At 69.0% G+C, this 23,835-nt stretch carries 23 protein-coding genes; 4 read left to right on the top strand and 19 right to left on the bottom strand.

Annotation, left to right across the window (positions count from 1 at the left end; all coding sequences use genetic code 11):
- Positions 1–28: 28 nt before the first annotated feature.
- The 9 genes from ABD747_RS03490 to clpS all read right to left on the bottom strand — a co-directional run bounded on the left by ABD747_RS03490 (position 29) and on the right by clpS (position 9,890).
- Positions 29–4,390 (bottom strand): LamG-like jellyroll fold domain-containing protein, encoded by a 4,362-nt coding sequence (locus ABD747_RS03490; RefSeq protein WP_344801700.1) that lies wholly within the window; start codon positions 4,388–4,390, stop codon positions 29–31.
- A gap of 195 nt (positions 4,391–4,585) precedes the next feature.
- Positions 4,586–5,365, bottom strand: a complete 780-nt coding sequence (locus ABD747_RS03485) for an MBL fold metallo-hydrolase (protein WP_344801699.1) — start codon at positions 5,363–5,365, stop codon at positions 4,586–4,588.
- 1 nt (position 5,366) lies between these two features.
- A complete protein-coding gene (gene murI / locus ABD747_RS03480) occupies positions 5,367–6,176 on the bottom strand; it encodes a glutamate racemase (RefSeq protein ID WP_425562472.1) in 810 nt (269 codons plus the stop codon).
- A 32-nt stretch (positions 6,177–6,208) separates the two neighbouring features.
- Complete coding sequence (locus ABD747_RS03475; protein WP_344801697.1) at positions 6,209–6,868, bottom strand: YoaK family protein; 660 nt, start codon at positions 6,866–6,868, stop codon at positions 6,209–6,211.
- A gap of 302 nt (positions 6,869–7,170) precedes the next feature.
- Positions 7,171–8,121: a PLP-dependent cysteine synthase family protein gene (locus ABD747_RS03470; protein WP_344801696.1), complete on the bottom strand. Its 951-nt coding sequence runs from the start codon at positions 8,119–8,121 to the stop codon at positions 7,171–7,173.
- A 39-nt stretch (positions 8,122–8,160) separates the two neighbouring features.
- Positions 8,161–8,436, bottom strand: a complete 276-nt coding sequence (locus tag ABD747_RS03465) for a MoaD/ThiS family protein (RefSeq protein ID WP_344801695.1) — start codon at positions 8,434–8,436, stop codon at positions 8,161–8,163.
- A gap of 58 nt (positions 8,437–8,494) precedes the next feature.
- Positions 8,495–8,914 carry a M67 family metallopeptidase gene (locus ABD747_RS03460; RefSeq protein WP_344801694.1) on the bottom strand — a complete coding sequence of 140 codons (420 nt, stop codon included), beginning with the start codon at positions 8,912–8,914 and terminating at the stop codon, positions 8,495–8,497.
- A gap of 82 nt (positions 8,915–8,996) precedes the next feature.
- On the bottom strand, positions 8,997–9,554 hold the full coding sequence (locus ABD747_RS03455; RefSeq protein ID WP_344801693.1) for a DUF2017 domain-containing protein: 558 nt from the start codon (positions 9,552–9,554) through the stop codon (positions 8,997–8,999).
- Between the two features lie 9 nt (positions 9,555–9,563).
- Positions 9,564–9,890, bottom strand: coding sequence for an ATP-dependent Clp protease adapter ClpS (clpS, locus tag ABD747_RS03450; protein ID WP_344801692.1), 327 nt, complete (start codon positions 9,888–9,890; stop codon positions 9,564–9,566).
- A 69-nt stretch (positions 9,891–9,959) separates the two neighbouring features.
- Here clpS and ABD747_RS03445 point away from each other — a divergent pair, with 69 nt between their 5' ends.
- Genes ABD747_RS03445 through ABD747_RS03435 form a run of 3 tightly spaced genes read left to right on the top strand, consistent with a single transcriptional unit; the run spans position 9,960 to position 12,679 of the window.
- Entirely contained in the window at positions 9,960–11,225 is a 1,266-nt protein-coding gene (locus ABD747_RS03445) for a nicotinate phosphoribosyltransferase (protein WP_425562476.1), read from the top strand.
- On the top strand, positions 11,218–11,814 hold the full coding sequence (locus tag ABD747_RS03440) for an isochorismatase family protein (protein WP_344801690.1): 597 nt from the start codon (positions 11,218–11,220) through the stop codon (positions 11,812–11,814). The genes ABD747_RS03445 and ABD747_RS03440 overlap by 8 nt, the downstream gene beginning before the upstream one ends.
- Positions 11,786–12,679, top strand: coding sequence for an oxidoreductase (locus tag ABD747_RS03435; RefSeq protein ID WP_344801689.1), 894 nt, complete (start codon positions 11,786–11,788; stop codon positions 12,677–12,679). The genes ABD747_RS03440 and ABD747_RS03435 overlap by 29 nt, the downstream gene beginning before the upstream one ends.
- Before the next feature lie 30 nt (positions 12,680–12,709).
- On the opposite strand, the gene ABD747_RS03430 is transcribed toward ABD747_RS03435, so the two are convergent.
- The gene (locus tag ABD747_RS03430) at positions 12,710–13,090 is read right to left on the bottom strand and encodes an MmcQ/YjbR family DNA-binding protein (protein WP_344801688.1); all 381 of its coding nucleotides are present in this window, start codon (positions 13,088–13,090) and stop codon (positions 12,710–12,712) included.
- Positions 13,091–13,140: 50 nt separating this feature from the next.
- Between ABD747_RS03430 and ABD747_RS03425 the strand changes: the two genes are divergently transcribed.
- Positions 13,141–13,935: a hypothetical protein gene (locus ABD747_RS03425; protein WP_344801687.1), complete on the top strand. Its 795-nt coding sequence runs from the start codon at positions 13,141–13,143 to the stop codon at positions 13,933–13,935.
- A 23-nt stretch (positions 13,936–13,958) separates the two neighbouring features.
- Here the strand turns inward: ABD747_RS03425 and ABD747_RS03420 are convergent, their stop codons facing one another.
- The 9 genes from ABD747_RS03420 to ABD747_RS03380 all read right to left on the bottom strand — a co-directional run bounded on the left by ABD747_RS03420 (position 13,959) and on the right by ABD747_RS03380 (position 23,834).
- A complete protein-coding gene (locus tag ABD747_RS03420) occupies positions 13,959–14,879 on the bottom strand; it encodes an RDD family protein (RefSeq protein ID WP_344801686.1) in 921 nt (306 codons plus the stop codon).
- Positions 14,880–15,146: 267 nt separating this feature from the next.
- Entirely contained in the window at positions 15,147–15,623 is a 477-nt protein-coding gene (locus ABD747_RS03415) for a ribose-5-phosphate isomerase (protein WP_344801685.1), read from the bottom strand.
- 2 nt (positions 15,624–15,625) lie between these two features.
- Complete coding sequence (locus tag ABD747_RS03410; RefSeq protein ID WP_344801684.1) at positions 15,626–17,383, bottom strand: dihydroxyacetone kinase family protein; 1,758 nt, start codon at positions 17,381–17,383, stop codon at positions 15,626–15,628.
- 105 nt (positions 17,384–17,488) lie between these two features.
- On the bottom strand, positions 17,489–18,325 hold the full coding sequence (locus ABD747_RS03405; RefSeq protein WP_344801683.1) for a DeoR/GlpR family DNA-binding transcription regulator: 837 nt from the start codon (positions 18,323–18,325) through the stop codon (positions 17,489–17,491).
- Between the two features lie 115 nt (positions 18,326–18,440).
- Positions 18,441–19,439, bottom strand: coding sequence for a D-ribose ABC transporter substrate-binding protein (locus ABD747_RS03400; RefSeq protein ID WP_344801682.1), 999 nt, complete (start codon positions 19,437–19,439; stop codon positions 18,441–18,443).
- A 95-nt stretch (positions 19,440–19,534) separates the two neighbouring features.
- A complete protein-coding gene (locus ABD747_RS03395) occupies positions 19,535–20,671 on the bottom strand; it encodes an ABC transporter permease (RefSeq protein ID WP_344801681.1) in 1,137 nt (378 codons plus the stop codon).
- Positions 20,668–22,257: a sugar ABC transporter ATP-binding protein gene (locus ABD747_RS03390; protein ID WP_344801680.1), complete on the bottom strand. Its 1,590-nt coding sequence runs from the start codon at positions 22,255–22,257 to the stop codon at positions 20,668–20,670. The genes ABD747_RS03395 and ABD747_RS03390 overlap by 4 nt, the downstream gene beginning before the upstream one ends.
- A complete protein-coding gene (locus tag ABD747_RS03385; protein ID WP_344801679.1) occupies positions 22,257–22,913 on the bottom strand; it encodes a DUF2291 family protein in 657 nt (218 codons plus the stop codon). Before ABD747_RS03385 ends, ABD747_RS03390 begins: the two co-directional genes overlap by 1 nt.
- 117 nt (positions 22,914–23,030) lie before the next feature.
- Positions 23,031–23,834, bottom strand: coding sequence for a triose-phosphate isomerase (locus tag ABD747_RS03380; RefSeq protein ID WP_344801678.1), 804 nt, complete (start codon positions 23,832–23,834; stop codon positions 23,031–23,033).
- Between the last annotated feature and the right edge of the window lies 1 nt (position 23,835).

Genomic DNA, 23,835 nt, shown 5'->3' with positions numbered 1-23,835 from the left:
GGCTCGAGAGGTTCGTGCTCCGATGGGATCAGAGCGGAGCGTCGCGGATCGTGCCGACCTCGGCGGCGCTCAGCGCACGGCTGTACACCCGCACCTCGTCGATCTGCCCCGTGAACCACTCACCCCAAACCGCATTGCCCCCGATTCGCAGTGGGCCCGTTCCGTTCGGCGCGCTCCCGGTCTGGGCTCGACTTGCGACCTGCGTGCCGTTGACGTACAGCCGCATCGTGGTTCCGTCGTAGGTCAACGCGACGTGGGTCCAAGTGTTCGCCGTGAGCCCCGTCGTGCCGTTGACCTCGCGATCCTGCGTACCGATCGCCAAGGTCCCGTTGGGTCGGTTGCCGGTCGCACCGTTGGCATAGAGGGCATAAGTGAGACCGCTGGTTCTCTCCTTGAGCACGGCGGTTCTCCAGGCCCCCTGCGCGGTGGGCCGCACCCAGGCCGCGACGGTGAGATTGTTGCTGAGGTCGAGACTGTTGGCGTCCGGGATGGCCACCATGTCGTTGACTCCGTCGAACGTGATCGCGCCGCCGTACTTCCCGGCCGAGGTCCAGGTCGGCCCGCCGCTGAGCGTTCCGTTGTTGCCTTGACCAGAGCTGTCGGCGGCCGTCGTGCCGGTGCCTTCGTTGAACGACCACGCCCCGACGAGACCGCTCGGGCCAGTGTTTGCAACCGATACGGAAACTATGGCCGAGACCGTGGTCTTTCCGGCGGTGTCGCGGGCGACGGCAGTGATCTGGTGAGTGCCGTTGGCGGCGGCTGCACTGCTCCAGGACACCGCGTACGGCGGGCTGGTGTCCTCGGCGCCTACCGACGTCCCGTCCACCCTGAACTGGACACCCGCGATCCCGACGTCATCGCCGGCAGTCGCCGTCAGACTCACCGCGCCAGAGACCGTCGCTCCGGAAATCGGGGATGTCACCGTGACCGTCGGGGGCGCCATGTCTATCACGACGGTAAGCGTTCTGCTAGGCGAGTAGGCCGACCAGTTCCCGGCTAGGTCCCTCGCCCGCACCGAGTAGTCATAGGTGCCAGCCGGAAGGTTGGTGTCGGTGAGGCTGGTGGTCGGCGACACAACGGCGAAGGTCGTGCTGCCATCAGGACCAGTCCGGAGGACCTGATACTCGGTCACTGCGACGTCGTCGGTGGACGCACTCCAGTTCAAGGTTGCCGTCGTCCCGGTCAGGGTCGCCACGAATGCTCCCGGGGCGCTGGGCGACGTTGTGTCGCCGGTGACTGTCGCAACCGCCTGAGACGACGGTGAACTGAGGTTGACGCCGTCCGAGGCGATCACCCGGTAGTAGTAGGTTCCGGCGGCGAGCGGAGCGTCGCTGTAGGTGGTGCCAGACACTCCGCTAGCGATGCGGGTGGCCGCGGCAGGGCTGAATCCGGATACCTGACTGCGGTGCACCTCGTACGTCGGAGTCGACCGGTTGTCGGTCGACGCCGTCCACGCCAGCGCGACCGACGACGTCGAACCGGTCGCGCTCAGTCCGCCCGGGGTCGTCGGAGGGACCGTGTCGGGGGCGCCGGCCGTCGTCGAATCCATGCCGACCTCGGTCGCGCTCAGCGCCCTGTTGTAGACGCGTACCTCATCGATCTGACCGCTGAACCACTCACCCCAGACCGCGTTGCCCCCAATGCGCAGCGGATTGGCGCTGACCGGGACCGCGCCGGACTGAGCACGGGAGGCGACTTGCGCGCCGTTGACGTAGAGACGCATCGTCGAGCCGTCGTAGGTCAGGGCGAGATGTGCCCAGGTGTTGGCACTCAGCCCTGCCGTGGCGTCGATGTAACGGTCGGCTCCGCCGATCGACAGCGACCCGTTTGGGCGATTGCCAGTTTCCCCGGTCGCATACAGCGCGTACGACAGACCGTTGCCGTTCTCCTTCAACACAGCCTGGCTCCAGCTTCGCAGCGTCGTCGGACGAACCCAGGCACTGAGAGTGAGGTTGGTGGTGAGGTCCAGACTCGCTCGATCAGGGATGTCGACCCGGTCGTTCACGCCGTCGAAGGTGAGGGCGCCGCCGTACTTCCCGGCGGCAGTCCAGGTGGGTCCGTTCACCGTCCCGCTGTTGCCCTGACCCGACCCGTCGAAAGCAGTCGAGCCGGTGCCCTCGTCGAAGGACCACGCCCCGACCAGTCCGGCTATGGGCCACGATCCCGTCCCCGACTGGTCGAATCGCGCCGTGTAGGTCGTAGAGCTGTTCGCAACGACATTGTGTGACACCGCGCCGTTGTCGGACCAGGAGGAGAAGGTGTATGTTGCGCCGGCTGTCTGCGGACTCGGGACGGCGATGGTGTTCTCGGATCCCTGCACGACCGGCACCGTGAACGGAGTGGTCCGCTGGTCCGAGCCCACGACCGCCTGCAGACCGCTGGGCTGGGAATCGATCGTCAGATTGACCACGGACGGATCGAGCCTGAGATTGGTCGTCGTCGTGATGCCGGAGGAGTCGGTGGCCGACGATTCAAGCTTCAACCAGCACGGATACTCGTGATCCGGTGCGATGAAGGAGCCGCTTGCCACACCGGGGAAGGTCTGCTGCACGTGTTCGTGACAGTTGGCGCCGCCCGGACAGTGCTCGATGATGAGCCTTGTGTTGATCGCGGACGGCTTGAGAACGCCGTCTTCGGCATCTGCGGCCTGCACGGTGAACCCGACGTCGTCACCGACCTTCCACGGGCTCGCGGTAGCCGTGGAGCTGATGGTCACGACCGGCGCCGAACTGCCCGCGGTCACCGTCACCGACGCCACGGAACGGGCGCCGTTCTCGTCGGTGACCTGCAATCGAGCGGTCACCGCCCCGGTCGCGGAGTATGTCCAGGTCGGACTCACAGCGGTCGAGTCGTCGAACGCGCCGTCTCCGTCCAGATCCCAGGCAAAGCTGATGCTGCTGCCGGCGTCCGGATCGCTGGAACCAGATCCGTCGAACTGGACGGTCAGCGGGATCGGGCCATTGGTCTTGTCGGCTCGGGCGATGGCGATCGGCGGGGTATTGCCGCCTGCGTTGTACCTGATCCGCTTGATGGCATTGGCGACGATGTCCACCACATATACGTCGCCGTTGGGCCCGGTCTCCAGTTCCGCCGGCCATGCCGTCGCATCGAACGTCGTGATCGAGCCGGTGTCTATCGTCGAACCGGTCAGATTGGCATACCAAATGCAGCGGCGGGAGTAGTCACCGAAGAAGACACCGCCGCGATACGCCGCCGGGTAGGCGGTCGCGTTGACCGGGAATTCGATCGCCGAGACGGCGGACCCTCCGGTCGGGCAGGCGCTTCCCCCGACCGTCGAGCCGTGGTTGTAGGTGAACAGCGGCGCGCTGACGGCGGCGGGGCCAGCCGTGTATAGCGACTCGCACAGTGGCGTATTGGCTGAGTCGTAGCCGCTCTGTCGAGCGTCGCCCTCATAACAGGGCCATCCGAAGTTCTTCGCAACGCCGTCGACGTCGATTCTGTTGATCTCCTCCCAGGCGTTCCACCCGACGTCCGCGACCCACATCTGATTCGTATTGGGTCGCGGCGCGATGCGGAAGGGGTTACGCATGCCGTAGGCGATGATTCGCTGCCGGATCGGGTCCGGATCGGAGGCAAACGGATTGCCTGGGGCGGGAGCGCCGGTGTCGGGCACCAGACGCAGAACTGCGCCGTTCAAAACAGCGGCTGTGCCGGCGGGTCGCCGGACTGACTGGGACCGCAGCGCACCGCCGTAGGGCGACGGATCGTCGCAGCGCTCGCTGCCGATCGTGCCAACATCAGTGTTGTTGTAGGAGGCGCCGTCACCCGCGCTCACATAGAGATAGCCGTCAGTGCCGAAGGTCACGGTACCGATGGAGTGGCTGCCGTATTGCTGGCACCACCCCGACAGGAGCACCGACTCTTGGTTGGTCCAGGTCCCGTCTGCGGGATTCAAGGTGAGCCTGCTCAGTTCACCCGAGACCCGACAGTCGTTGGCGCCACCGTCGGGGCAGGAGTCGTAGTCGCTGGTCGCATTGCCGTACTTCGGCACGGTGCCGCCGACCTCAGCGTCCTTCGCGTAGAGCACCCACAGGTACGGACGCGTGGGATATTGAGGATCCAAGGCCATCCCGAGCAGTCCGCGGTCGCCGCCGTTGAAGACCCGGAGACGCAGGTCTGCCACGGTACGGCTGGAGCTGTCGTCGAGGTTGTCGAAGACCTTGATCACGCCGCGCCGCTCGGCCACGAACACCTGTCCAGTGTCCGCGAACTCCACACCGACCGGCTCGATCAGACCCGTGAACGGAAGGTTCTCCAGGCTGAAGCCAGTGGGCGCCGCCTGGGCGGGCGCCGAACCGGCCGCGAGCCCGGCCAGGACCAGTCCGAAGGTCGCCACGCCAACGACGAGCCGATTGCGCCAACCATCCATGCCGTCCTCGCTCCCCGACGGCAGCCGTCTCCCAGTTCACGCGATCAGCAGGACAGGTCGCAGGGAATCGGCTGCGTGACACGACCACATCGCTCCGGTCACGACCAGCGCTCGATCCGGATCATGGCAGTCACAGGGCCTTCGCTGTGTGGAAACTGTGAGTTTAGGCTGTAAAGGTTGGGTAATCGGGCTGGCTTAGGTCCTGAGGGCAAACGAAGATCCGGGGGCGGCGAGATCGATCGGGCCGGCGAAGTGCGGTCTGGCCTCGGCGAGAACGAGCTCGCGATCGTTCCAGGCCGGGATGTGGGTGAGCACGAGCCGGCTCACGCCGGCGGCGGCGGCGACCTCGGCCGCGTCGCGGCCCGACAGGTGGATCCCGGGCGGGTTGTCCGGCGAGTCCATGAAGGCCGCCTCGGACAGCAGCAGGTCCGCACCACGGGCGAACCCGGCCAGGGCCGGGTTCGGACCGGTGTCGCCGGTGAAGACCAGGCTGCCTCCGTCGGAGTCGGTCACCCGCAGCGAGTACGCGTCCACCGAGTGCGCGGCAGCGATCGTGGTCAGGACGAACGGGCCGATCCGCTGGCTCGGCCGCCAGGTTCGGTAGTCGAACCGGTGGGCGATCCCCGGGCCGGGTTCCGGTCCGGCGCCCGGGACGTCGTACGCGGCGGCGATCCGGCCCGCGGTGCCGGCCGGGCCGAAGACCGGAATCGTCGGCCAGGGCGCGCTCGGCGCGTACGTCGCCGCGACGTAGAAGCCCGTCAGGTCCAGGCAGTGGTCGGGGTGCAGGTGGGAGAGCCCGATCGCGTCGACGTCGGCGGGGTCGAGATAGCGGTAGAGCCGGCCGAACGAGCCGGGGCCGAGGTCGAGGACCAGCGAGAACGTGCGGCCATCGTACGGCGCCTGGACGAGGTAGCAGGACGCGGTCGAGTCCGGCCCGGACGCGGATCCGCTGCACCCGACGACGATCAGCCGCATGTCAGGCGAACTGCTCGACGCCGGTGACCAGGCCGCCCATCAACCGGTGCCCGATGCCCTCGAACGTCTCGGGGCTGCCGGTGGTCAGGAAGCGGTATGTCGGTGTTCGCGGGGTGTCGTGGGTGAGGCCCAGCCGGGTGAGCACCGCGTACACCTCCTTGGCGCACTCGTCGGCGCTGGACACCAGGCCCACGCCGTCGCCCAGCACGTAGCTGATCACGCCGGTGAGCAGCGGATAGTGCGTGCAGCCGAGGATGAGGGTGTCGATCCGGGCGTCCTGGAGTGGCCGGAGATAGTGCTCCGCCGCGGAGAGCAGGTCCGGACCGCCGGTGATCCCCGCCTCGACGAAGGAGACGAACCGCGGGCAGGCCGAGGTGGTCAGCGTGACCTGCGGCGCGACGGCGAACGCGTCGTCGTAGGCCTGGGAGGTTGCCGTCGCCTCGGTACAGATCACCCCGACCCGGCCGGACCTGGTGGCCGAGACGGCCCGGCGGGCGGCCGGCAGGATCACCTCGACAACGGGCACGGCGTAGCGTTCGCGGGCGTCGCGGAGCACGGCGGCGCTGCCGGAGTTGCAGGCGATCACGAGCATCTTCACGCCCTGCTCGACGAGGTGGTCCAGGCACTCCAGCGCGAACTCACGGACACTGGCGATCGGTTGCTCGCCGTACGGCGCCCTGGCCGTGTCGCCCAGATAGACGATGTCCTCGTTGGGCAACTGGTCGATCACCGCGCGGGCGACCGTGAGGCCGCCGAAGCCGGAGTCGAAGATCCCGATCGGCGCCTCGGAGTCAGCTCTCACGGCTGGCAAGCGTACTTCTCCCTCGAGTCGGCACGGCCGGGTCAGTCGACCCGCTCGTCGATGACGAACAGCACCAGCGTCAGGGCGAGCACCCCGCCGGCGACCCAGGCCGCGCGGACGTCCAGCCACTGGGTGGCGACCGCGCCGACCACGGCACCGCCGGCGAACGCGAGCACGACCAGGGAATAGACCCGGACCGCATGGCCGGAGTCCGCGGTGGGCTCGACCAGCCGGGTATAGCCGGCTTCGACCCAGCGCATCAGATTGCCCGTGGTGGCGACCGCGACATAGTTCAGGCCACCGATGCTGCGGAACAACTCGATCTGCATCGCGGCCAGGAACGCAACCGGCACCGTGACGAAGGAGTGCGGCACGGATGCGGGCACGAAACCGATGATCGCGAGCACCAGCACCTGGAGTCCGACCGTCCACCGGATGGGGTACGGCAGCAGGGCGTCGAGCTTGCCCCGCTTCACATGGGTGGCGATGGCGACGCCGAGCACGAAGGCCAGGATCGGCCAGAGGTGCTGCGACGCCTGGCCCCACTGCCGCTCGGACAGATCCAGCGCCAGGAAGATCACGTTCCCGGTCTGGGCGTTGGCGAACACGCCGCCTCGGCACAGGTAGGTATAGGCGTCCAAGAACCCGCTGACCCCGGTGACCATCAGCGCGAAGCGCAACGACGACGCGGTTCCGGCCACGGCGCTATCCTTCCCGATTCCAGGCCGGCCATGGCGCGACACCTCTGCCCGATGTCGCCGATCGACCTCGCAATCGCGAAAACGGCCGAAGTAGACGCTTTCCGACCAGCGCGAGGTCGATTCGCGACACGCGATCTCCGCGACGCGTTCCCGGCGACCCGCCATCACGCGAGCGGAGCGAGCCCGTCCGAGCGGAGCGAGGACAGTCAAATATCAGCGTGACGCGCCGTCAGGAGTGATGAGGAGAGAGTGGAGGCGCCTTTTCCTCCACGAACGACGAAGAACGAGTGACGCTTAGCGCGTCACGCCCAGACTTGGGTGTCCAGGAAGTCCTCGGTGGCGTCGATGTCCTCGTTGTAGGCGCCGGTGGACAGATACTTCCAGCCCGCATCGGGGACGATCACGACGATGTCGGCGGCCTCGCCGGCCTTGACGGCCCGGGCGGCCATGCCGAGCGCGGCGTGCACGATCGCGCCGGTGGACAGGCCGGCGAAGATCCCCTCGCGCTCGAGCAGCTCGCGGACCCGCCGAATCGCATCGCGGGCGCCGACGGAGAACCGGGTGGTGACGTAGGCGGCGTCGTACAGCTCCGGCACGAAGCCCTCGTCGATGTTGCGGAGCCCGTAGACCAGCTCGCCGTAGCGCGGCTCGGCGGCGACGATCTTCACCGATGGCTTGTTCTCGGCGAAGAACCGGCCGATCCCCATCAGGGTGCCCGTGGTGCCGAGCCCGGCGACGACGTGCGTGACCTCGGGCAGGTCGGCCAGGATCTCCGGGCCGGTGCCGAGGTAGTGGGCTTCGGCGTTGGCCGGGTTGCCGTATTGATACAGCATCACCCAGTCGGGATGCTCGGCGGCGAGCTGCTTGGCGATCGCGACCGCCTGGTTGGATCCGCCGGCCGCCGGGGAGGAGACGATCTCGGCGCCCCACATCCGCAGCAGCTGGCGCCGCTCGGGCGAGGTGTTCTCCGGCATCACGCAGATCAGGTGGTAGCCGGCGAGCTTGGCCGCCATGGCCAGCGAGATGCCGGTGTTCCCGCTGGTGGGCTCCAGAATGGTGCAGGCCGGCCGGAGCGTGCCCTCGGCCTCGGCGGCGCGGATCATCTGCAGCGCGGCGCGATCCTTGATGGAGCCGGTGGGGTTGCGGTCCTCCAGCTTCGCCCACAGCCGTACGTCCCCGCCGGGGGACAGACTCGGCAGTCCGACTAGCGGTGTGTTGCCGACCGAGTCGGCCAAGTCCGCATAACGCGTCACGAGATCAACTCGGTCGCGACGTCGGTCGGCCGGCGTCGGTCACTGGCCGCCGGCGACCGCAGGCAGCACGACCACGACGTCACCGTCGGCGGTCGGGGCGCCCAGACCGCCGGTGAACCGGACGTCCTCGTCGTTGACGTAGACGTTCACGAACCGGCGCAGCGCGCTCGACTCGACCAGCCGGTCCTTCAGTCCGGGGTGGCGGCTCTCCACGTCGTCGATCACCTTCAGCAAGGTGTCGCCGTCGCCCTCGACGATCTTGGCGCCGCCCGTGAACGTACGCAGGATCGTCGGGATCCGTACCTCTACCGCCATAGCTCAACTCTCCTCGTACGCGAAGCTTGTTGTTGCTTCAACCGACCGGTCCCGGAGGCTATTCCGTGATCCGGATCTCCTCTTCGAAGACGTCGCCGTCGGTGATCCGATACGACCGCACCGGAACATCCGCATTCCCACTCGTGTCATCGGCCAGCGAAACGAGCACGTAGTGGGCCTGCGGCTCGACCGCGAGGCCGATGTCGGTGCGCGAGGGGTACGCCTCGGTGAAGGTGTGCGAGTGATAGACGACGACGATCTCCTCGTCGTTCGCGTCCATCTCCTTGTACAGCGCCAGCTGCTCGCCTGGGTCGAACTGGAAGAACGTCGGCGACCGCTCGGCGTTGGTCATCTTGACGTAGCGCACCGGATCGTCCGAGCCCTCCGGGCCGACGACCACCCCGCACGCCTCGTCGGGATAGTCCGCGCGAGCGTGAGCGATGATGGCGTCGACGTGCGCCCGCGCGATGGTCAGCACGCCGCCGAGCGTAGGTGGCGCCCTCGCCGCGGCTGTCCGGCGCCCGCACTCTGAGATGGCCGTCTCAGTGCTCGACCCTTCGCTACAGCGCGGAGATCAGCGTCTCCTCGGCGAAGCCGAGCCAGTCATAGACGCTGGCCATAAACGCGCGCGGATCGTCGTCGGGCAGATCGGACAGCTCGTCGGCGGTGTCGGCGTCGGTGATGCCGAGCCGGATGGCCACGGCCAGTCGCAGGCTGGTCAGCGTGCGCAGCCACAGGTCCGCGTCGTCGACCGGGATCCGGACCTCGTACGCACCGCCCTGGGTCTGCTCCAGTCCGGTGCGGACGACCAGCGCCTCGGTCACCTTCTTGTCGCTCAGCTCGCGCTGGGTGAAGCGCCGGAAGTCGGCCGAGGCCTCGGGGTCGCCCGGGTACGCGTCCGGGAAGAGCCGGCGCAGCACCGGATCCTCGGGCGGATCGGCCTTGTCCTCCAGATCGCGCGCCAAGGCCTCGAACGGGTCCTCGTCGGCCGCCGGAGCGGCCGGCTTCTCCTCCGCCACCATGCCGATCAGCTGGTCGACGAGATTCGTCAGCAACGACACCTCGTACTCACTCAGGTGACTGCTGATCACCCCGCCGCGCCGTTTGAACTTCTTCATCGACCCCGATCAACCCTCGGACTTGTCCATCGTCGCCCACAGACCGTACTCGTGCATCGCCTTGACGTCGCGCTCCATCTCCTCCCGGGTGCCGCTGGAGACGATCGCCTTGCCCTCCAGATGCACCTGGAGCATGAGCTTGTGAGCCTTCGCCTTGGCATACCCGAAATAGGACTGGAAAACGTGGGTGACGTACGACATCAGGTTCACCGGGTCGTCCCAGACGATCGTCACCCACGGCGTCTGCAGCAGCGCGTCCTCGACCGGACGCTCGGCGACAGCCGTGCCCCCGGCGGGGGTCACGGTCGGAGCGTCGGGATCAGGCACGCCGACCATTGTCGCAAAGCGCCACCTAGGGTGTGGATCGTGACCACCGCGCTGCTCACCGACCACTACGAGCTGACCATGCTCCGCGGTGCGCGGCAGGCCGGTACGGCCGACCGGCGCTGTGTCTTCGAGCTGTTCGCCCGCCGATTGCCGGACGGACGCCGGTACGGCGTGGTGGCCGGGGTCGACCGGGCGCTGGACGCGATCGAGCAATTCACGTTCGACCAGCCGGACATCGACTATCTCGCCGAGCATCAGGTGGTCGACGACGAGACGCTGGGGTGGCTGGCGGACTACCGCTTCACCGGCGACGTGTGGGGCTATCCCGAGGGCGAGATGTACTTCCCCGGGTCCCCGGTGCTGGTGGTGGAGGGCAGCTTCGCGGAGTGCGTGCTGCTGGAGACGGTGCTGCTGAGCATCTACAACCACGACTCCGCGATCGCCTCGGCGGCGTCGCGGATGACCGGGGCGGCCGGCGACCGCCCGTGCATCGAGATGGGCTCGCGGCGGACGCACGAGCAGTCGGCGGTGGCTGCCGCCCGGGCGGCGTACGTCGCGGGCTTCCAGGCCACCTCGAATCTGGAGGCGGGCCGCCGGCACGGGGTACCGACCACCGGCACCGCGGCGCACGCGTTCACCCTGCTGCACGACACCGAGCGGGACGCGTTCGCCGCCCAGCTGGCCGCGCTCGGCGAGGACACCACGCTGCTCGTCGACACCTACGACGTCGAGCAGGCCGTCCGGCTCGGGGTCGAGCTGACCGAGGGCCGGCTGGGCGCGGTCCGGCTGGACTCCGGCGATCTCGGCGCGCTGGCCGCCGAGGTGCGCGAGCAGCTGGACTCCCTGGGCGCCGAGCGCACCAGGATCATCGTCACCAGCGATCTGGACGAGTGGCAGATCGCGGCGCTGGCCAGTGCGCCGGTCGACGGCTACGGCGTGGGGACGTCCCTCGTCACCGGCAGCGGCCACCCCACCTGCGGCTTCGTCTACAAGCTGGTCAGCCGGGCGACCTCGACCGGGCCGGACGCTGCCCTGCTGCCGGTGGCGAAGAAGAGCAAGGACAAGACCAGCATCGGCGGTCGCAAGCTGGCGCTGCGCCGGCTCACCGGCGGGGTCGCCGAGGCCGAGATCATCGCCATCGACCGGCCGGTCGAGGGCGACCACGACGACCGGGACCTGCTGGTGCGGTTGGTGGTCGGCGGTGAGGTGGTCGGCCGGGAGCAGCTGGCCGCGGCCCGTGAGCGGCACGCCCGGTCCCGCGCGGAGCTGCCGATGGACGCGATGAAGCTCTCCCGCGGCGAACCGGTGATCAAGACCAGCTATCTGGAGGCGAGAGATGCCTGACCGGTCCCGCGCGCTGATCGTCGTCGACGTCCAACGCGACTTCTGCGAGGGCGGATCGTTGGCGGTGGCCGGGGGCGCCGACGTCGCGGCCCGGATCAGCGCGCTGCTGTCGGGGCCGCACCCCTACGCCGCCGTGGTCGCCACCCGCGACCACCACATCGATCCCGGTGACCACTTCGCCCACGATCCCGATTTCGTCGACTCCTGGCCGGCCCACTGCGTGGTCGGCACGGGCGGTGCGGAGTTCCACGACCGGCTGGTCTTCCGCGACTTCGACGCGGTCTTCGACAAGGGCGAGTACGCCGCCGCCTACTCCGGCTTCGAAGGCACCGACGCGGGCGGAAGCACGCTCGCCGAGTGGCTGCGTGCGCGCGCCATCGATCGGGTCGACGTCTGCGGCATCGCCACCGACTACTGCGTCCACGCCACCGCCCGGGACGCCGCTCTCGAGGGGTTCGCCACCACCGTTCTGCTCGACCTCTCCGCCGCGGTGGCACCCGACAACCTGCCCGAGATCCGCCGGGCCTGGCACGACGCCGGCATCGACGTAGGTTTGGCGAGTGACGTGGACGACGAACGAGATTCCTGAGCAGAGCGGCCGCACCTTCGTCATCACCGGGGGCAACAGCGGTATCGGGTTCGAGGCGGCCAAGGTGCTGGCCGGCAGGGGCGCGCGCGTAGTGCTCGCGGTCCGGAGCACCGAGAAGGGCGACCAGGCGGCGCGGGAGATCGGCGGCGCCACCGAGGTACGCCAACTGGACCTGGCCGATCTCGCGTCGGTCCGGGCCTTTGCGGACGGCTGGTCGGGCCCGATCGACGTCCTGATCAACAACGCCGGGGTGATGGCAGTGCCGCTGGGACACACCGCGGACGGCTTCGAGCTGCAGTTCGGCACCAACCACCTCGGTCACTTCGCCCTCACCAACCTGCTGCTGCCGCAGATCGTCGAGCGGGTCGTCAGCGTCGCCTCCGATGCGCACCGGGCCGGGAACGGGTTCGACCTGACCGATCTGGACTGGCGGCGCCGGAAATACCGCCGCTGGCCGGCGTACGGCCAGTCCAAGCTGGCCAACTTGCTGTTCGTGCTGGAGCTGCAGCGCCGGCTGACCGCCGCCGGGTCGCCGATCGGGGCGACCGCCGCCCATCCGGGTTTCGCTGCCACCAACCTGCAGAGCCACACCGGGAACGCCCGGGTGGACCGGGTGTTCATGGCCGTCAGCAAGGCGATCGCGCAGACCGCCGAGGGTGGCGCCCGACCGACCCTGTTCGCCGCGACCGCCGACATTCCGGGCGGAAGCTACGCCGGCCCCGACGGGCGGCGGCAGCGCGGCGCCCCGACCCTGGTGGGCCGGTCGGCCCTGGCGAGCGACGCCGGGCTGGCCGAACGGCTCTGGGCGGCGTCGGAGGACCTGACCGGCGTCACGTTCCCCGCCGAGGCGCTGGCCGAGGACTGACGTACGGTCCTGGCGCGCGGCGCAGCGCGTCTAGCGGTCGAGCAGCCGCAGCACGGTGGGCGGCGCCACCGCCTTGAAGGCGTCCAGGGCGATGGCGTCCAGCTCGGACTGGTCGACGGTGAGCAGGTGGACGCCGATCCAGCCGCGGTGCCCGACGTACGGCGGCCGGAAGAACCGGTCCGGCTCGGTCTCGATCAGGTGTTGCTGGACGCCGTCCGGCGCCGCGCACCAGATCGCCAGCCGACCGTCCTGGTGATGATCGTCGAGGAACATGACGAAGCACTTCTTATCCCGGACGAAGAACGCGGGACCACCGTGGCTCGGCCGCTCCGAGGTCTCGGGCAACTGCGTACAGGCGCTGCGCACCATCGCCAGGCAGCGCTGGACGTCCGCCTCGCCGTATCCGCTCATGTCACCCCATTCTGGGGCCGGTATGTCGCCCTGGTCGTAGGGTGCCGAGGGTGGGAGTGTTCGACCGCTTGATCGACGACGCCGGGCTGGCGGCAGCCGAGCCGGACGTCGACACCATCGATGTCCTGCGCGCACATCGCTCGCTGCGGGCGGGCCCGACGGCGGCGCCGCTCGGGCCGCTGATCGTGCCGGACCGGCGCCTGGCCGAGCTGGGACGCGCGGCCGGTGAGGAGGCGGTCGAGGTCGTCGTGGTCAACACCGGCGGTGCCGGCGGGCTGGTCGCGCTGGCCGGGCGTACGGTGCCCGGTGTCGAGGTAGTCGCCGTCCAGTCCGCACTCCGCGACCTGGACGACCTGGCCGGGAACGCCGCCCGGGTGGTGTCCGCCGCCGGTGCGCTGGACGACGGCGTCACGGTGTTCGTCGAGATCCCGTACGCCTCCGGCTGGGTCCGCGCGGTCGAGGAGGTCGAGGCGGCCGGCCTGTCCGGCGCGGTCCGGATCGGAGGCATCGATGCCGGACGCCTCGCCGAGCAGCTCTCCGTGCTGGTCGAGGCGGACCTCCCCTTCGCGATCGTCGACGGCCCGGACCGGGCGCTGTCGAGCGCGGAGGGTCCGGGTTTCGTGCCGCTGATGCTCGCGCTCGAGGCGCTGATCGACGGCGCCGCAGCGGGGGACGCGGCGGAGCTGCTCACCCTGGTCGACCCGGACCGCGTCCGCGCCGCGGTCGGCAGCTGGGACGACTCCGCGGGCGGCCGGATCCGTCGACGGCTGCGCAGCATCGCCAGCCGCGACGCGGCCGGCGCGGTCGAGGACCTGCGCGCGCTCGGGCTCGCCGGTCCGTCCTGACCCACCGGCCCGACGCGGACCGGTCAGAGCGGACGGATCACCTGGGTCTTGGCGGCGAGGTCGTGAATGGCCTGCCGCTTGGGCTGCCAGAGCGGGAACAGGCCGTCGATCAGGCGGAAGACCGCGAGCACGCCGGAGATCCCGGGCAGCACCCAGATCGCCGACCGGATCACCACGCTGCCCCACTCGAGCCGGCCGACGGAGCGGCCCTGATCGACCGGCACCACCCGGAGCCGGCAGATCAGCTTGCCGGGGGTCGCCGACTTCCAGCGCAGGAACGCGATGTTGTAGATCAACGCGACACTCAGCTGGATGGCGATCAGCAGGGTCTGGTCGCTGCTGCTGAGGAACGTCGTGACGTCCGGCTGCGGCGGCGCGGCCTGACCGGCCTGCGCGGCCTTCAGCACCTGGTCGAAGTAGCCGGTGAACGCGGCGATCATCCGCTGATAGATCGGGAAGGCCGGGATCAGCACCAGCAGGCCGACGAAGATGCTGTCCAGCCAGACCGCGAGCACCCGCCACCACCAGCCGCTGAGCGGAACTCCGTCGGCGGTGTACGCGGCCTGCGCCGAGCCGCCCACCGAGGCGGCACGGTACTGCGCCGGCGGATACTGCGCCGGAGGATGCTGAGGCTGGTTCGGCGGGTAGCCGTACGGCTTGCCCTGCTGATCCTGGCCCCGGTAGCCCTGACCCCCGTTCCCCTGCGCCCCGTAGCCGTGACCCCCATACCCCTGACTCCCGTACGCCTGGGGCGCCTGGCCGTAGTCCTGCTGCCCGCCGGCGGAACCGTACGCCGGCAGCTCGCGCGGTCGGGTGTTGCGGGACCATTGCCAGCCGTCCCAGTACCGCTCCTGGGCGGCGTCGATCGGATCCGGGTACCACCCGCCGGGAGCCGCATGGCGTCCTGGAGGGGAGGGCGGGGTGCCGATCGGGATGTCACTCACGGGACCAATCGTAGGGAGTCGTCCGAACACCCCGCGGCAACTCGGATCCCCTGGAACGCCTCGGATCCCTTGCACGGGATCCGACGGCGTACACGGGATCCGACGGCGTACAGGGGATCCGAAGTCCAGGACAGCGGCTCCCGCCACGACGTTACCGGCCCCCCACACCGAACTCGGATCCCCTGGAGCGCCTCGGATCCCTTGCACGGGATCCGAGGACGTACACGGGATCCGAAGTGCAGGGCAGCGGTGGGCGCCGGGGCGGGCTCAGTCGGTCAGCGAGTCCTCGTAGTCGATGATCTCGCAGACGTTCGCGTTGGAGTGGCTGGTCGGGTCGAAGGCATACCCCAGCCACTCCTTGGCCAGCCGGCGGGCCAGCTGGAGGCCGATCACGCGCTGCCCCATGGTGAGGATCTGGCAGTTGTTCGACAGGATCGAGCGCTCGACGCTGAACGAGTCATGGGCGACCGTGGCCCGGATACCCGGCACCTTGTTGGCCGCGATGGCGACGCCGATCCCCGTCCCGCAGATCAGGATGGCGCGGTCCGCCTCCCCGGCGGCGATCTTCTCGGCGGCCGCGATGGCCACCGAGGGATAGGACGACGCGTCCAGGTCGTCCGACATCACGCCGAGATTGTCCACGACCTCGACCCGGTCGTCGGACTGCATGTCGGCCAGGATCGCCTCCTTGTAGTCGAACCCGGCCTTGTCGCTGCCCATCAGCAGCCTGATCTTCTCCGCCATGATCAGACCTCCGATGTCTGCGCCGTCGCGGCCGCGGATCCCTCGACCGCCGCCTCGTCGAGCACCGTGCCGATCGCCGTCACGATCATCCCCATCGACACCGCCCCCGGGTCCGGCGTGCCGACGCTGCGCTCCGCCAACGGCCGGGCGCGACCGATCTTCGGAACCAGTGCCGCGGTCGCTTCGGCCGCGTCGACGCACGCCCGGGCCGCCGTGGACCACGCCGTCGCGAGCGATCGGCCCCGATCCGCCTCGGCCACCAGGCTGTCCACGAAGGGGAACAAGGCGTCGAGCATCGTCTTGTCGCCCAGCGATGCCTTGCTGAAGCCCTGCAGATCGGCGGCGGCCTGCCGTACGGCCTCCACCACTCGGGCGGTGGTCACCTTGTCGGTGTTGCCGAGGCTCTTGCCCACCCCGTCCAGCAGCAGACCCCAGAGGATCCCGCTGGTCCCGCCGGCCTTGTCGCCGAACGCGGCGCCGGCCGCACCCAGCACCGTCTGCACGCCGCCCTCGGTCTGGGCGGCCGCCTCGGCGGCGGCGCGCGCTCCGCGCGACATGCCGATGCCGTGGTCGCCGTCACCGGCGATGGCGTCGATCCGGCCGAGGTAGTCCTTGTTCTCCTCGATCGTCTCACTGATCGCGAGCACCGCACTCCGCGCGATGGCGGCCGCCGCGATCGAGTCCTCGGTCGCCTCCTCCGTCGCGGCGGCGGTCACGTCCTCGGTGACCTGGCGGTGCTTGGTGAAGGTGGTCGAGACCGCAGCGTTCCCCCGTTTGAAGGCGGCCGTGTCGGCCGGGGCCAGCCAGTAGCGCTCGAGCTCCTCGTCCAGCCAGGTCACCGACAGCGAGCAGCCGGCCATGTCTAGGCTCGTCACCAGCTCACCGACCTCCGGCGCGACGATCTCGACCCCCGCGTCGGTGAGCAGCGGAGCGATGCCGCCGAAGAGCGCGTACAACTCCTCGTACTTCGTCGCCCCGAGCCCGTTGACCACCACGGCCGCCCGGGCAGTACCGGCGGGCCGCTCGGCCAGCACCTTCTCCACCAGGGTGGCCGCCAGCTCGCTGGCGGACATCGAGTCGACCGAGCTGATCCCCGGCTCACCGTGGATGCCGAGGCCGAAGTCCATCTTGCCCTCGGCCACGTGGAACAGCGGCTCGTCGGCACCGGGCAGCGTGCAGCCGTCGAAGGCCACGCCGAAGGAGTACGTCGCCGCGTTGGCCGCGGCCATCACCCGCTCGACCTCGTCGAGGTCGGCGCCGGCCTCCGCCGCCGCCCCGGCGATCTTGTACACGGTGAAGGTGCCGGCGATGCCGCGCCGCTTGCCCTGCTCATCCGGTGCGGCCGAGGCGACGTCGTCGGTGACGTAGACGATCCGGGTGTCGATCCCCTCCGCGATCAGCCGGTCGGCCGCGACCTTGAAGTTCAGCCGGTCACCGGCGTAGTTGCCGAAGCCCAGCACGATCCCGGCGCCTCCGTTCGCGGCTCGGGCGATCCGATAGACCTGCTCGGCCGACGGCGAGGCGAAGATGTCGCCGAGCACGGCCCCGTCCGCGAAGCCGGTGCCGACGACGCCGTTGTAGGAGGGGTAGTGACCGGAGCCGCCGCCGATCACCAGCCCGACCTTGCCCTCGAGGGCGCCCCCGGCCCGGACGAAGCCGGACGCACCGGGGACCCGGTCGACGTAGTGCGGGTAGGCCAAGGCGAAACCGCGGAGTACGTCCTCCTTGAAGTCCGCCGGGTCGTTGAATACGTGCGTCATGGGGTCCTCCGTCGGATCAGATGGGTAGTCAGTCGAATGGTCGGTCGGGACGGCGACCGGGGCCGGCCGGGTGGCGGGCTAGGCCTGCGCTGCGGCGAGGGGAAGTCAGACCGCTCGTTGAGCGATCTCGTAGGCGATCCCGGCCTCGGACCACGCCGCCAGCACGTCGGGGTCCGCGCCGTCGTCGGTGATGATGAGGTCGAGCTCGCTCAGCGATGCGATCTTCAGCAACGCGCGACGGTTGAGCTTGGTGTGGTCGATGAGCAGGTAGCGCTTGCTCGCGGAGTTGAGCATCTCCCGCTTGAGCGCGGCCACCTGCTCCTCCTGGTGGTAGAGATCGGTGGTGGAGACGGCGGAGGTCGACAAGAACACGGCGTCGACGTGGATGCCCTGCACCTGCTGGTTGGTCTGGACGCCGACGAACGAGTCGTGCGCGACGTCGTAACGCCCGCCGATCCCGATCAGGGTGAGGTCGTGATCCCCGGCGAGCTCGCTGAGCCGTCTCATCCCGGCGACGAACGTCGTCGCCACGTGCAACGGCGCCCGCTCGGCCAGGCCGTCGACCATGGCGAGCACCGTGGTGCTGTCGTCCAGCAAGATGGACATCCCCGGCTGCACGTAGCGCAGCGCCGTCGCGGCGATGGCCTCCTTCTCCGCCGTCATCGACGCGAGCCGGTAGGGCATCTGCGACTCGAACACTCCGGACGGCTGTGCGGTGACCCCGCCGTGGAACTTGCGGACCACGCCACGGCGCTCGAGCTCGTCCAGGTCGCGGTGGATGGTGACCAGGCTGACGCCGAACCGCTGGGCCAGCTCTGCGGCGGTGGCCGAACCGGACGCCAGGACCGCCTCGGTGAGCAGCCGCTTGCGAGCCTCGGCCTTGCTCTCCCGGCGCGGAACCTCCGAATGCGCCAGGTGCGGTCGTGCGGGCAAGCTCGCCACGCCGCCTCCCGCCGATCCGAGCCATCCGGGGCCGGAACCCGGGGCTGACCCCGGGCCCACGGCCGCCAGAACCTGTCGCCTGATCATCCCACAGCCTCGTGTGCTCCGGCCCGTCCTAGCCCGAGTAGACGAAGTCGTTCACGTTGTCGGCGTTCTCCTTCGTGATCAGGACGCAGTCGATGGCCTGCTTCTCCTCGCTCACGCCGGTGTTCCCGGTCCGGATCACGCTGTCGAGCTGGCCGATGGCCTTCTTGGTCGCCTCCACGATGGGCTGCAGCACGGTGGCGACCATCGCGCCGCTCTTCACCGCGTCGACCGCGTCCTGGTTGCCGTCGAAGCCGAGCACCTTGACCTGGTCCAGCTTCTTGGCTTCCTTCAGCGCGTTGATCGCGCCGAGAGCCATCTCGTCGTTGCCGGCGATGACACCCTTGACGTCGGGATTCTTCGACAGCAGCGACTCCATCTTCTCCTGGCCCTGCTGGCGGTCCCAGTTGGCGATCTCCTTGCCGACCGACTTGAGGTCGGGATACTGCGAGATGACGGCCTTGTAGCCGTCGGAGCGGACCTGGGCGTTGTTGTCGCTCGGCTTGCCGAACAGCTCGACGTAGGTGCCCTTGTAGTTCATCGCCTTGGCCCACTCCTCGGCGCCGATGGTGGCACCCTGGGCGTTGTTGGACACGATCTGGGCCTTGGCCAGGCCGGTCTGGGAGATCTCGGCGTTGATCAGCACGACCGGGATCTTCGCGTCCACCGCCTTCTGGACGGCGGCCACGCTCTCGTCGGCGCCGGCCGGGTCGAGCAGGATGCCGGCGACCTTGTCGTTGATCGCGGTCTCGATCAGCTGGTTCTGGGTCTCCGGATCGTTGTTGTTGGCCGACACGGTGGTCTTGTAGCCGAGCTTCTCCGCCTCGGCCTTGGCGGTGTCCGCCTCGGCCTTCCAGTACGGGTTGGACGGGTCCACGGTGATGATGGCGATGGTGCCGCCGGCGGCGCCGCCTCCGCCGGACCCGGAGGCGGCCGGCTCGGCCGATCCGCCTCCCCCGCCACCACATGCGGCGAGGCTGAGCATCAGTGCGCCGGCGGCGAGACCGGCGAGGCGTGAGCGGGTGAACATACGGATTCCTCTCGCAGTGACCGGGAGCGCCCGGCGACTCAGGTTGTGCGGATGCCCTCCGCACGGGGGTGGTGGGTAGAAGTGCTCGTCTGGGGTCAGGCGGCGCTGCGGGCGGCCCGCTCCTTGCTGGCCTGCTTGGCGGCTGCCACCGCGCGACGGGCGCTGCGGCGACGCTGGACGATCTGCTGGATCTGGTCGACCGCCACCGCCAGGATGATCACGGCGCCGGTGATGACCTTCTGCCAGAAGGGCGAGACGCCGACGATGACCAGGCCGTTGGCCAGGAAGCCGATCACGAACGCACCGATGATCGTGCCGCGGACCGTGCCCCGGCCACCGGACAACGCCGCGCCGCCGATCACCACGGCCGCGATGGCGTTGAGCTCGTAGAACGTGCCCAGGTCGGCGGTCGAGGAGCTGATGTTGGCCATCTGCAGGATGCCGACGATGCCCGCGCACAGCCCGGCGAGGACGTACACCGTGGTCTGCACCTTCTTGACCGGGACGCCGGCGAGCTCGGCCGAGCGCTCGTTGCTGCCGGTGGCATACAGCCAGCGACCGAACGGGGTCCGGGTGAGCACGATCGAGAACACCACCGCGAGAACGATCATCACCCAGGCGGAGATCGGCAGACCCAGCGGTCGGCTGGCGAAGATCTGGAAGAACCCCGTGTTGCCGAGCGCCTCCTGGCCGCGGAGCTCGGAGGTGATGTTCTGGCCGTTCAGCATGACCTCGGTGAGCCCGCGGGCGACGTAGAGCATGCCCAGGGTGACGATGAAGGGGGCGAGGTTGAGCCGGGATATCAGCAACCCGTTGACCCATCCCACCAACATGCCGATCGCCACCGACACCAGCACGATCACCCACACGCTGGGGAACATGATCACGTCACTCAGCGGCAGGTTTACCCCGCGGAAGAGATTGCCGGCCACGGCGGCGGTCATCCCGACGACCGAGCCGACCGAGAGGTCGATTCCGCCGTTCAAGATCACCATCAGCATGCCGAGCGCGATGATGGCGTTGAACGCCACCTGCTTGGTGATCGTGGTGAGGTTGCCCGCGGTGAGGTAGTTGTCGCTGAGCGCGGCGAAGATGATGATGATGATGATCAGGGCGATCAGCGCCCTGCCCTCCATCAGCACCGCGTTCAGGTTGATCGAGCGGCCCTTGGGCTTCTCCTGCGTCGCCGGGCCGGTTCCCGAGGGCTTCGTTGCCGCTGCGGTGGTGCTCATTCGGAGTCTCCGTTCTCGTGCGCGTACTCGGTGTCGTGCTCGCCGGAGGCGGCCATCACTTCGTCGCGAGTGCAGGTGCGGGGATCGAACTCGGCGACGATGCGTCCCTTGCTCATCACCAGGACTCGATGGGATGCGGTGAGCGCCTCGCCCACCTCGGACGTCACGTAGAGGACCGCGAGACCGCGCCGCGCCTCACGGAACAGCAGCGAGAAGATCTCGCCCTTGGCGCCGACGTCGATTCCCCGGGTCGGCTCGTCCAGCAGCAGCACCTTCGGATCGGTCAGCAGCATCTTGCCGATCACGACCTTCTGCTGGTTGCCGCCGGACAGCGAGGTGATCAGCGCGCTCGGCCCGGCGGTCTTGACCTTGACGTCGGCGATCATGTCGCCGATCCGCCGCTGCTCCTGGCCGGTGTTGATGAAGCCGCGCTTCACCCAGGACTTCAGGCTGGCCAGCGACAGGTTCTTGCCGACGGTCATCAGCTGGACCAGGCCGTCGCGCTGCCGGTCCTCGGGCACCAGGCCCATGCCGGCCGAGATCCGCTCCTCGATGTCGAGCCCGGCGACGTCGTTGCCCGCCAGCAACACGGTGCCGCCCGAGATCGGGTCGCGGCCGGACAGCGCCTCCATCAGCTCGGTCCGGCCGGCACCCATCAGCCCGTACAAGCAGACGATCTCGCCCTCGCGGACGTCCAGGGACACGTTGTTCACGGTCACCCGGCCGCTCTCGAGATCGGCGACGGTCACCCCCTGGATCGACAGCGCCACCTCCCCGAAGTCCCGTGGCTCGTCGCGGAAGTCGTAGTCCGCCTCGCGGCCGACCATCTGCCGGACGACCCACGGCAGGTCGATGTTCGCGGCCTCTTCGGTCGCGACCAGATCGCCGTCGCGGAACACCACGGCGTGGTCGGCGATCTCGATCGCCTCCTCCAGGTGGTGGGAGATGTAGACGATCGCGACCCCGTTGGAGGTGAGGTCCCGGATCACCTTGAACAAGACCTCGACCTCGCTGGCGCTCAGCGCCGAGGTGGGCTCGTCCATGATCAGGATCCGGCAGTCGGTGGCCAGCGCGCGGGCGATCTCGATGATCTGCTGCTGGCCGACCCGGAGGTCCTGGACCAGCGTGCTGGCCGGGATGAGCTCCTCGAGTCGCTGCATCAGCTGCTGGGTGATCCTGCGTTCGGCGGTGTAGTCGATCGCGCCGGTGCGGGTGCGCAGCTCGCGGCCCAGGAAGATGTTGTCGCGAACGCTCAGGTTCGGCGCCAGGTTCAGCTCCTGGTGGATGATCGAGATGCCGAGGTCCACAGCCTCGTTGGTCGAGTTCAGCTCGATCCGACGCCCGTCCAGCTCCAGATGGCCGTCGGTCGGCGTGGTCACCCCGGACAAGATCTTCATCAGGGTGGACTTCCCGGCCCCGTTCTCACCGAAGAGAACCGTGACCTTGCCCCGCCGAACCTCGAAGTTGACGCCCTTGAGCGCCTTCGTGACACCGTAGGTCTTGCTGATGTCCACCGCCCGGAGCACGACCTCGCCGTCGTCGGCGGTGTCCCTGGCCCGCGCCTCGTCGATCACGCCCGCCGTCATCAGCCGACCTCGATCTTGATCGGCTGCACGTTCACCGGCTTGGCCTTCGGTTGCGGCGCTCCGTTGTTCTGCACCGAGATCATCCCGATCACCTGGATCTGCTTGCCCTTGGTGATCCCGGATGCCTGCTCCTGCACCGCGGCCTGCATCAGCTTCTTGATCTCGTCACCGACGTACTGATAGTCGGTCTGGCCTGGGGCGTCGGCGAACTTGAACCCCATCCCGTCCCGGACCACCGTGCCCTGGATCGCGACATCGGTCGGCACGATCACCGCGGTCTCGTTCGGCACACCGGGGATCTTCAGCCGGACGGACTGGTCCGTCACGTCGGTCACCACGCCACTGGCGCGGACCGCGAACACCCAGGTGGACTCGTTCGGGGCGACCGCACCGAACTTCTCCGCCGCCGCCTTCGGGTCGCTCTGCACGCCGGTGATCACGTCGCCCAGCGGGCTTGCCTTGGAGGCGACCTCGGACTCGGCCTTGGTGTACAGCCCCTTGGCCACGGCGGCCGGCTCGAACGGCTTCGGCAGCGCGGCCGCGAGTTCAGCGGGGGTGAGGAACTTGGTGCTCAGGATCATGGCCACCAGCAGGACCACGAGGAGACCGGCTCCGATCAGGCGATTACGAGTCTTCTTGCCCTGCGTTCTTGGCATCAACGCTCCCTCACGCTGCGACGGCGCACCACTGCGCAACGTCGACCGGTTATCCGGTGGCTGAAAACTTACAGTCCACCGGCTTAATTTTGCAAGTCATTCTGAAAACTTGTCGTTTCAGATGTTATTTTGACTCGCACAGTTAACTTCGACGTGGGCCGCTCCCACCCGCATAAGAGCGAGAAACCCCTCGATGTCCCAGGCCGCGCGGCCCACGAACAGCCCGTCGGTATGCGGACTCCGGAGCAGCTCAGCCGCGTTGCCCACGCTCACACTTCCGCCGTAGAGCAGCGCGCACGCACGGCCGCCGCCGGTCAGTTCCGCAACGGCGGTGGCGATCGCGCTCATCACGGGCGCGACCTCGACCTCGCTCGCCGGGCGTCCTCGCGCACCGATCGCCCAGATCGGTTCGTAGGCGATCAGGCAGGCGCCGACACTGCCCGGCGCCGCGCGGGCCAGCGCCGCCGTGACCTGATCGGCGACGAACGACTCGGCGTCGCCACGGTCGCGCACCTCTGTCGGTTCCCCGACGCAGACCAGCGGCACGAGATCGTGGTCCAGTGCAGCGGCGACCTTGCGGGCGATGGTCTGATCTGTCTCGTTGAAGTGCTCGCGCCGCTCCGAGTGGCCGAGCTCCACCATCGTCGCCCCGGCATCGGCAGCCATCCGCATCGAGATCTCGCCGGTCCAGGCACCCTCGGCCGCCCAGTGCGCGTTCTGGGCGCCCAACCGCACCGGCGAGTCCCGCGGCAACCGGGCGCGGGCGGCAGCGAGCGCCGTGTGCGCGGGCAGTACGAACGGCTGCACCGAGCGGGGTATCGGTGCAGCAGACAGCCGGTCGATGAAGGCGGCGGCCTCGGCCAACGTCTTGTTCATCTTCCAACTCGTGCCGATCCACACCGGCCGGGATCCGTCGACCATC

The sequence above is a fragment of the Microlunatus ginsengisoli genome (assembly GCF_039537205.1).
In the GTDB taxonomy this organism is placed as follows: domain Bacteria; phylum Actinomycetota; class Actinomycetes; order Propionibacteriales; family Propionibacteriaceae; genus Microlunatus; species Microlunatus ginsengisoli.
Note: the sequence above shows the minus strand (reverse complement) of the source record. Positions and strands in the feature narration are given on the sequence as shown.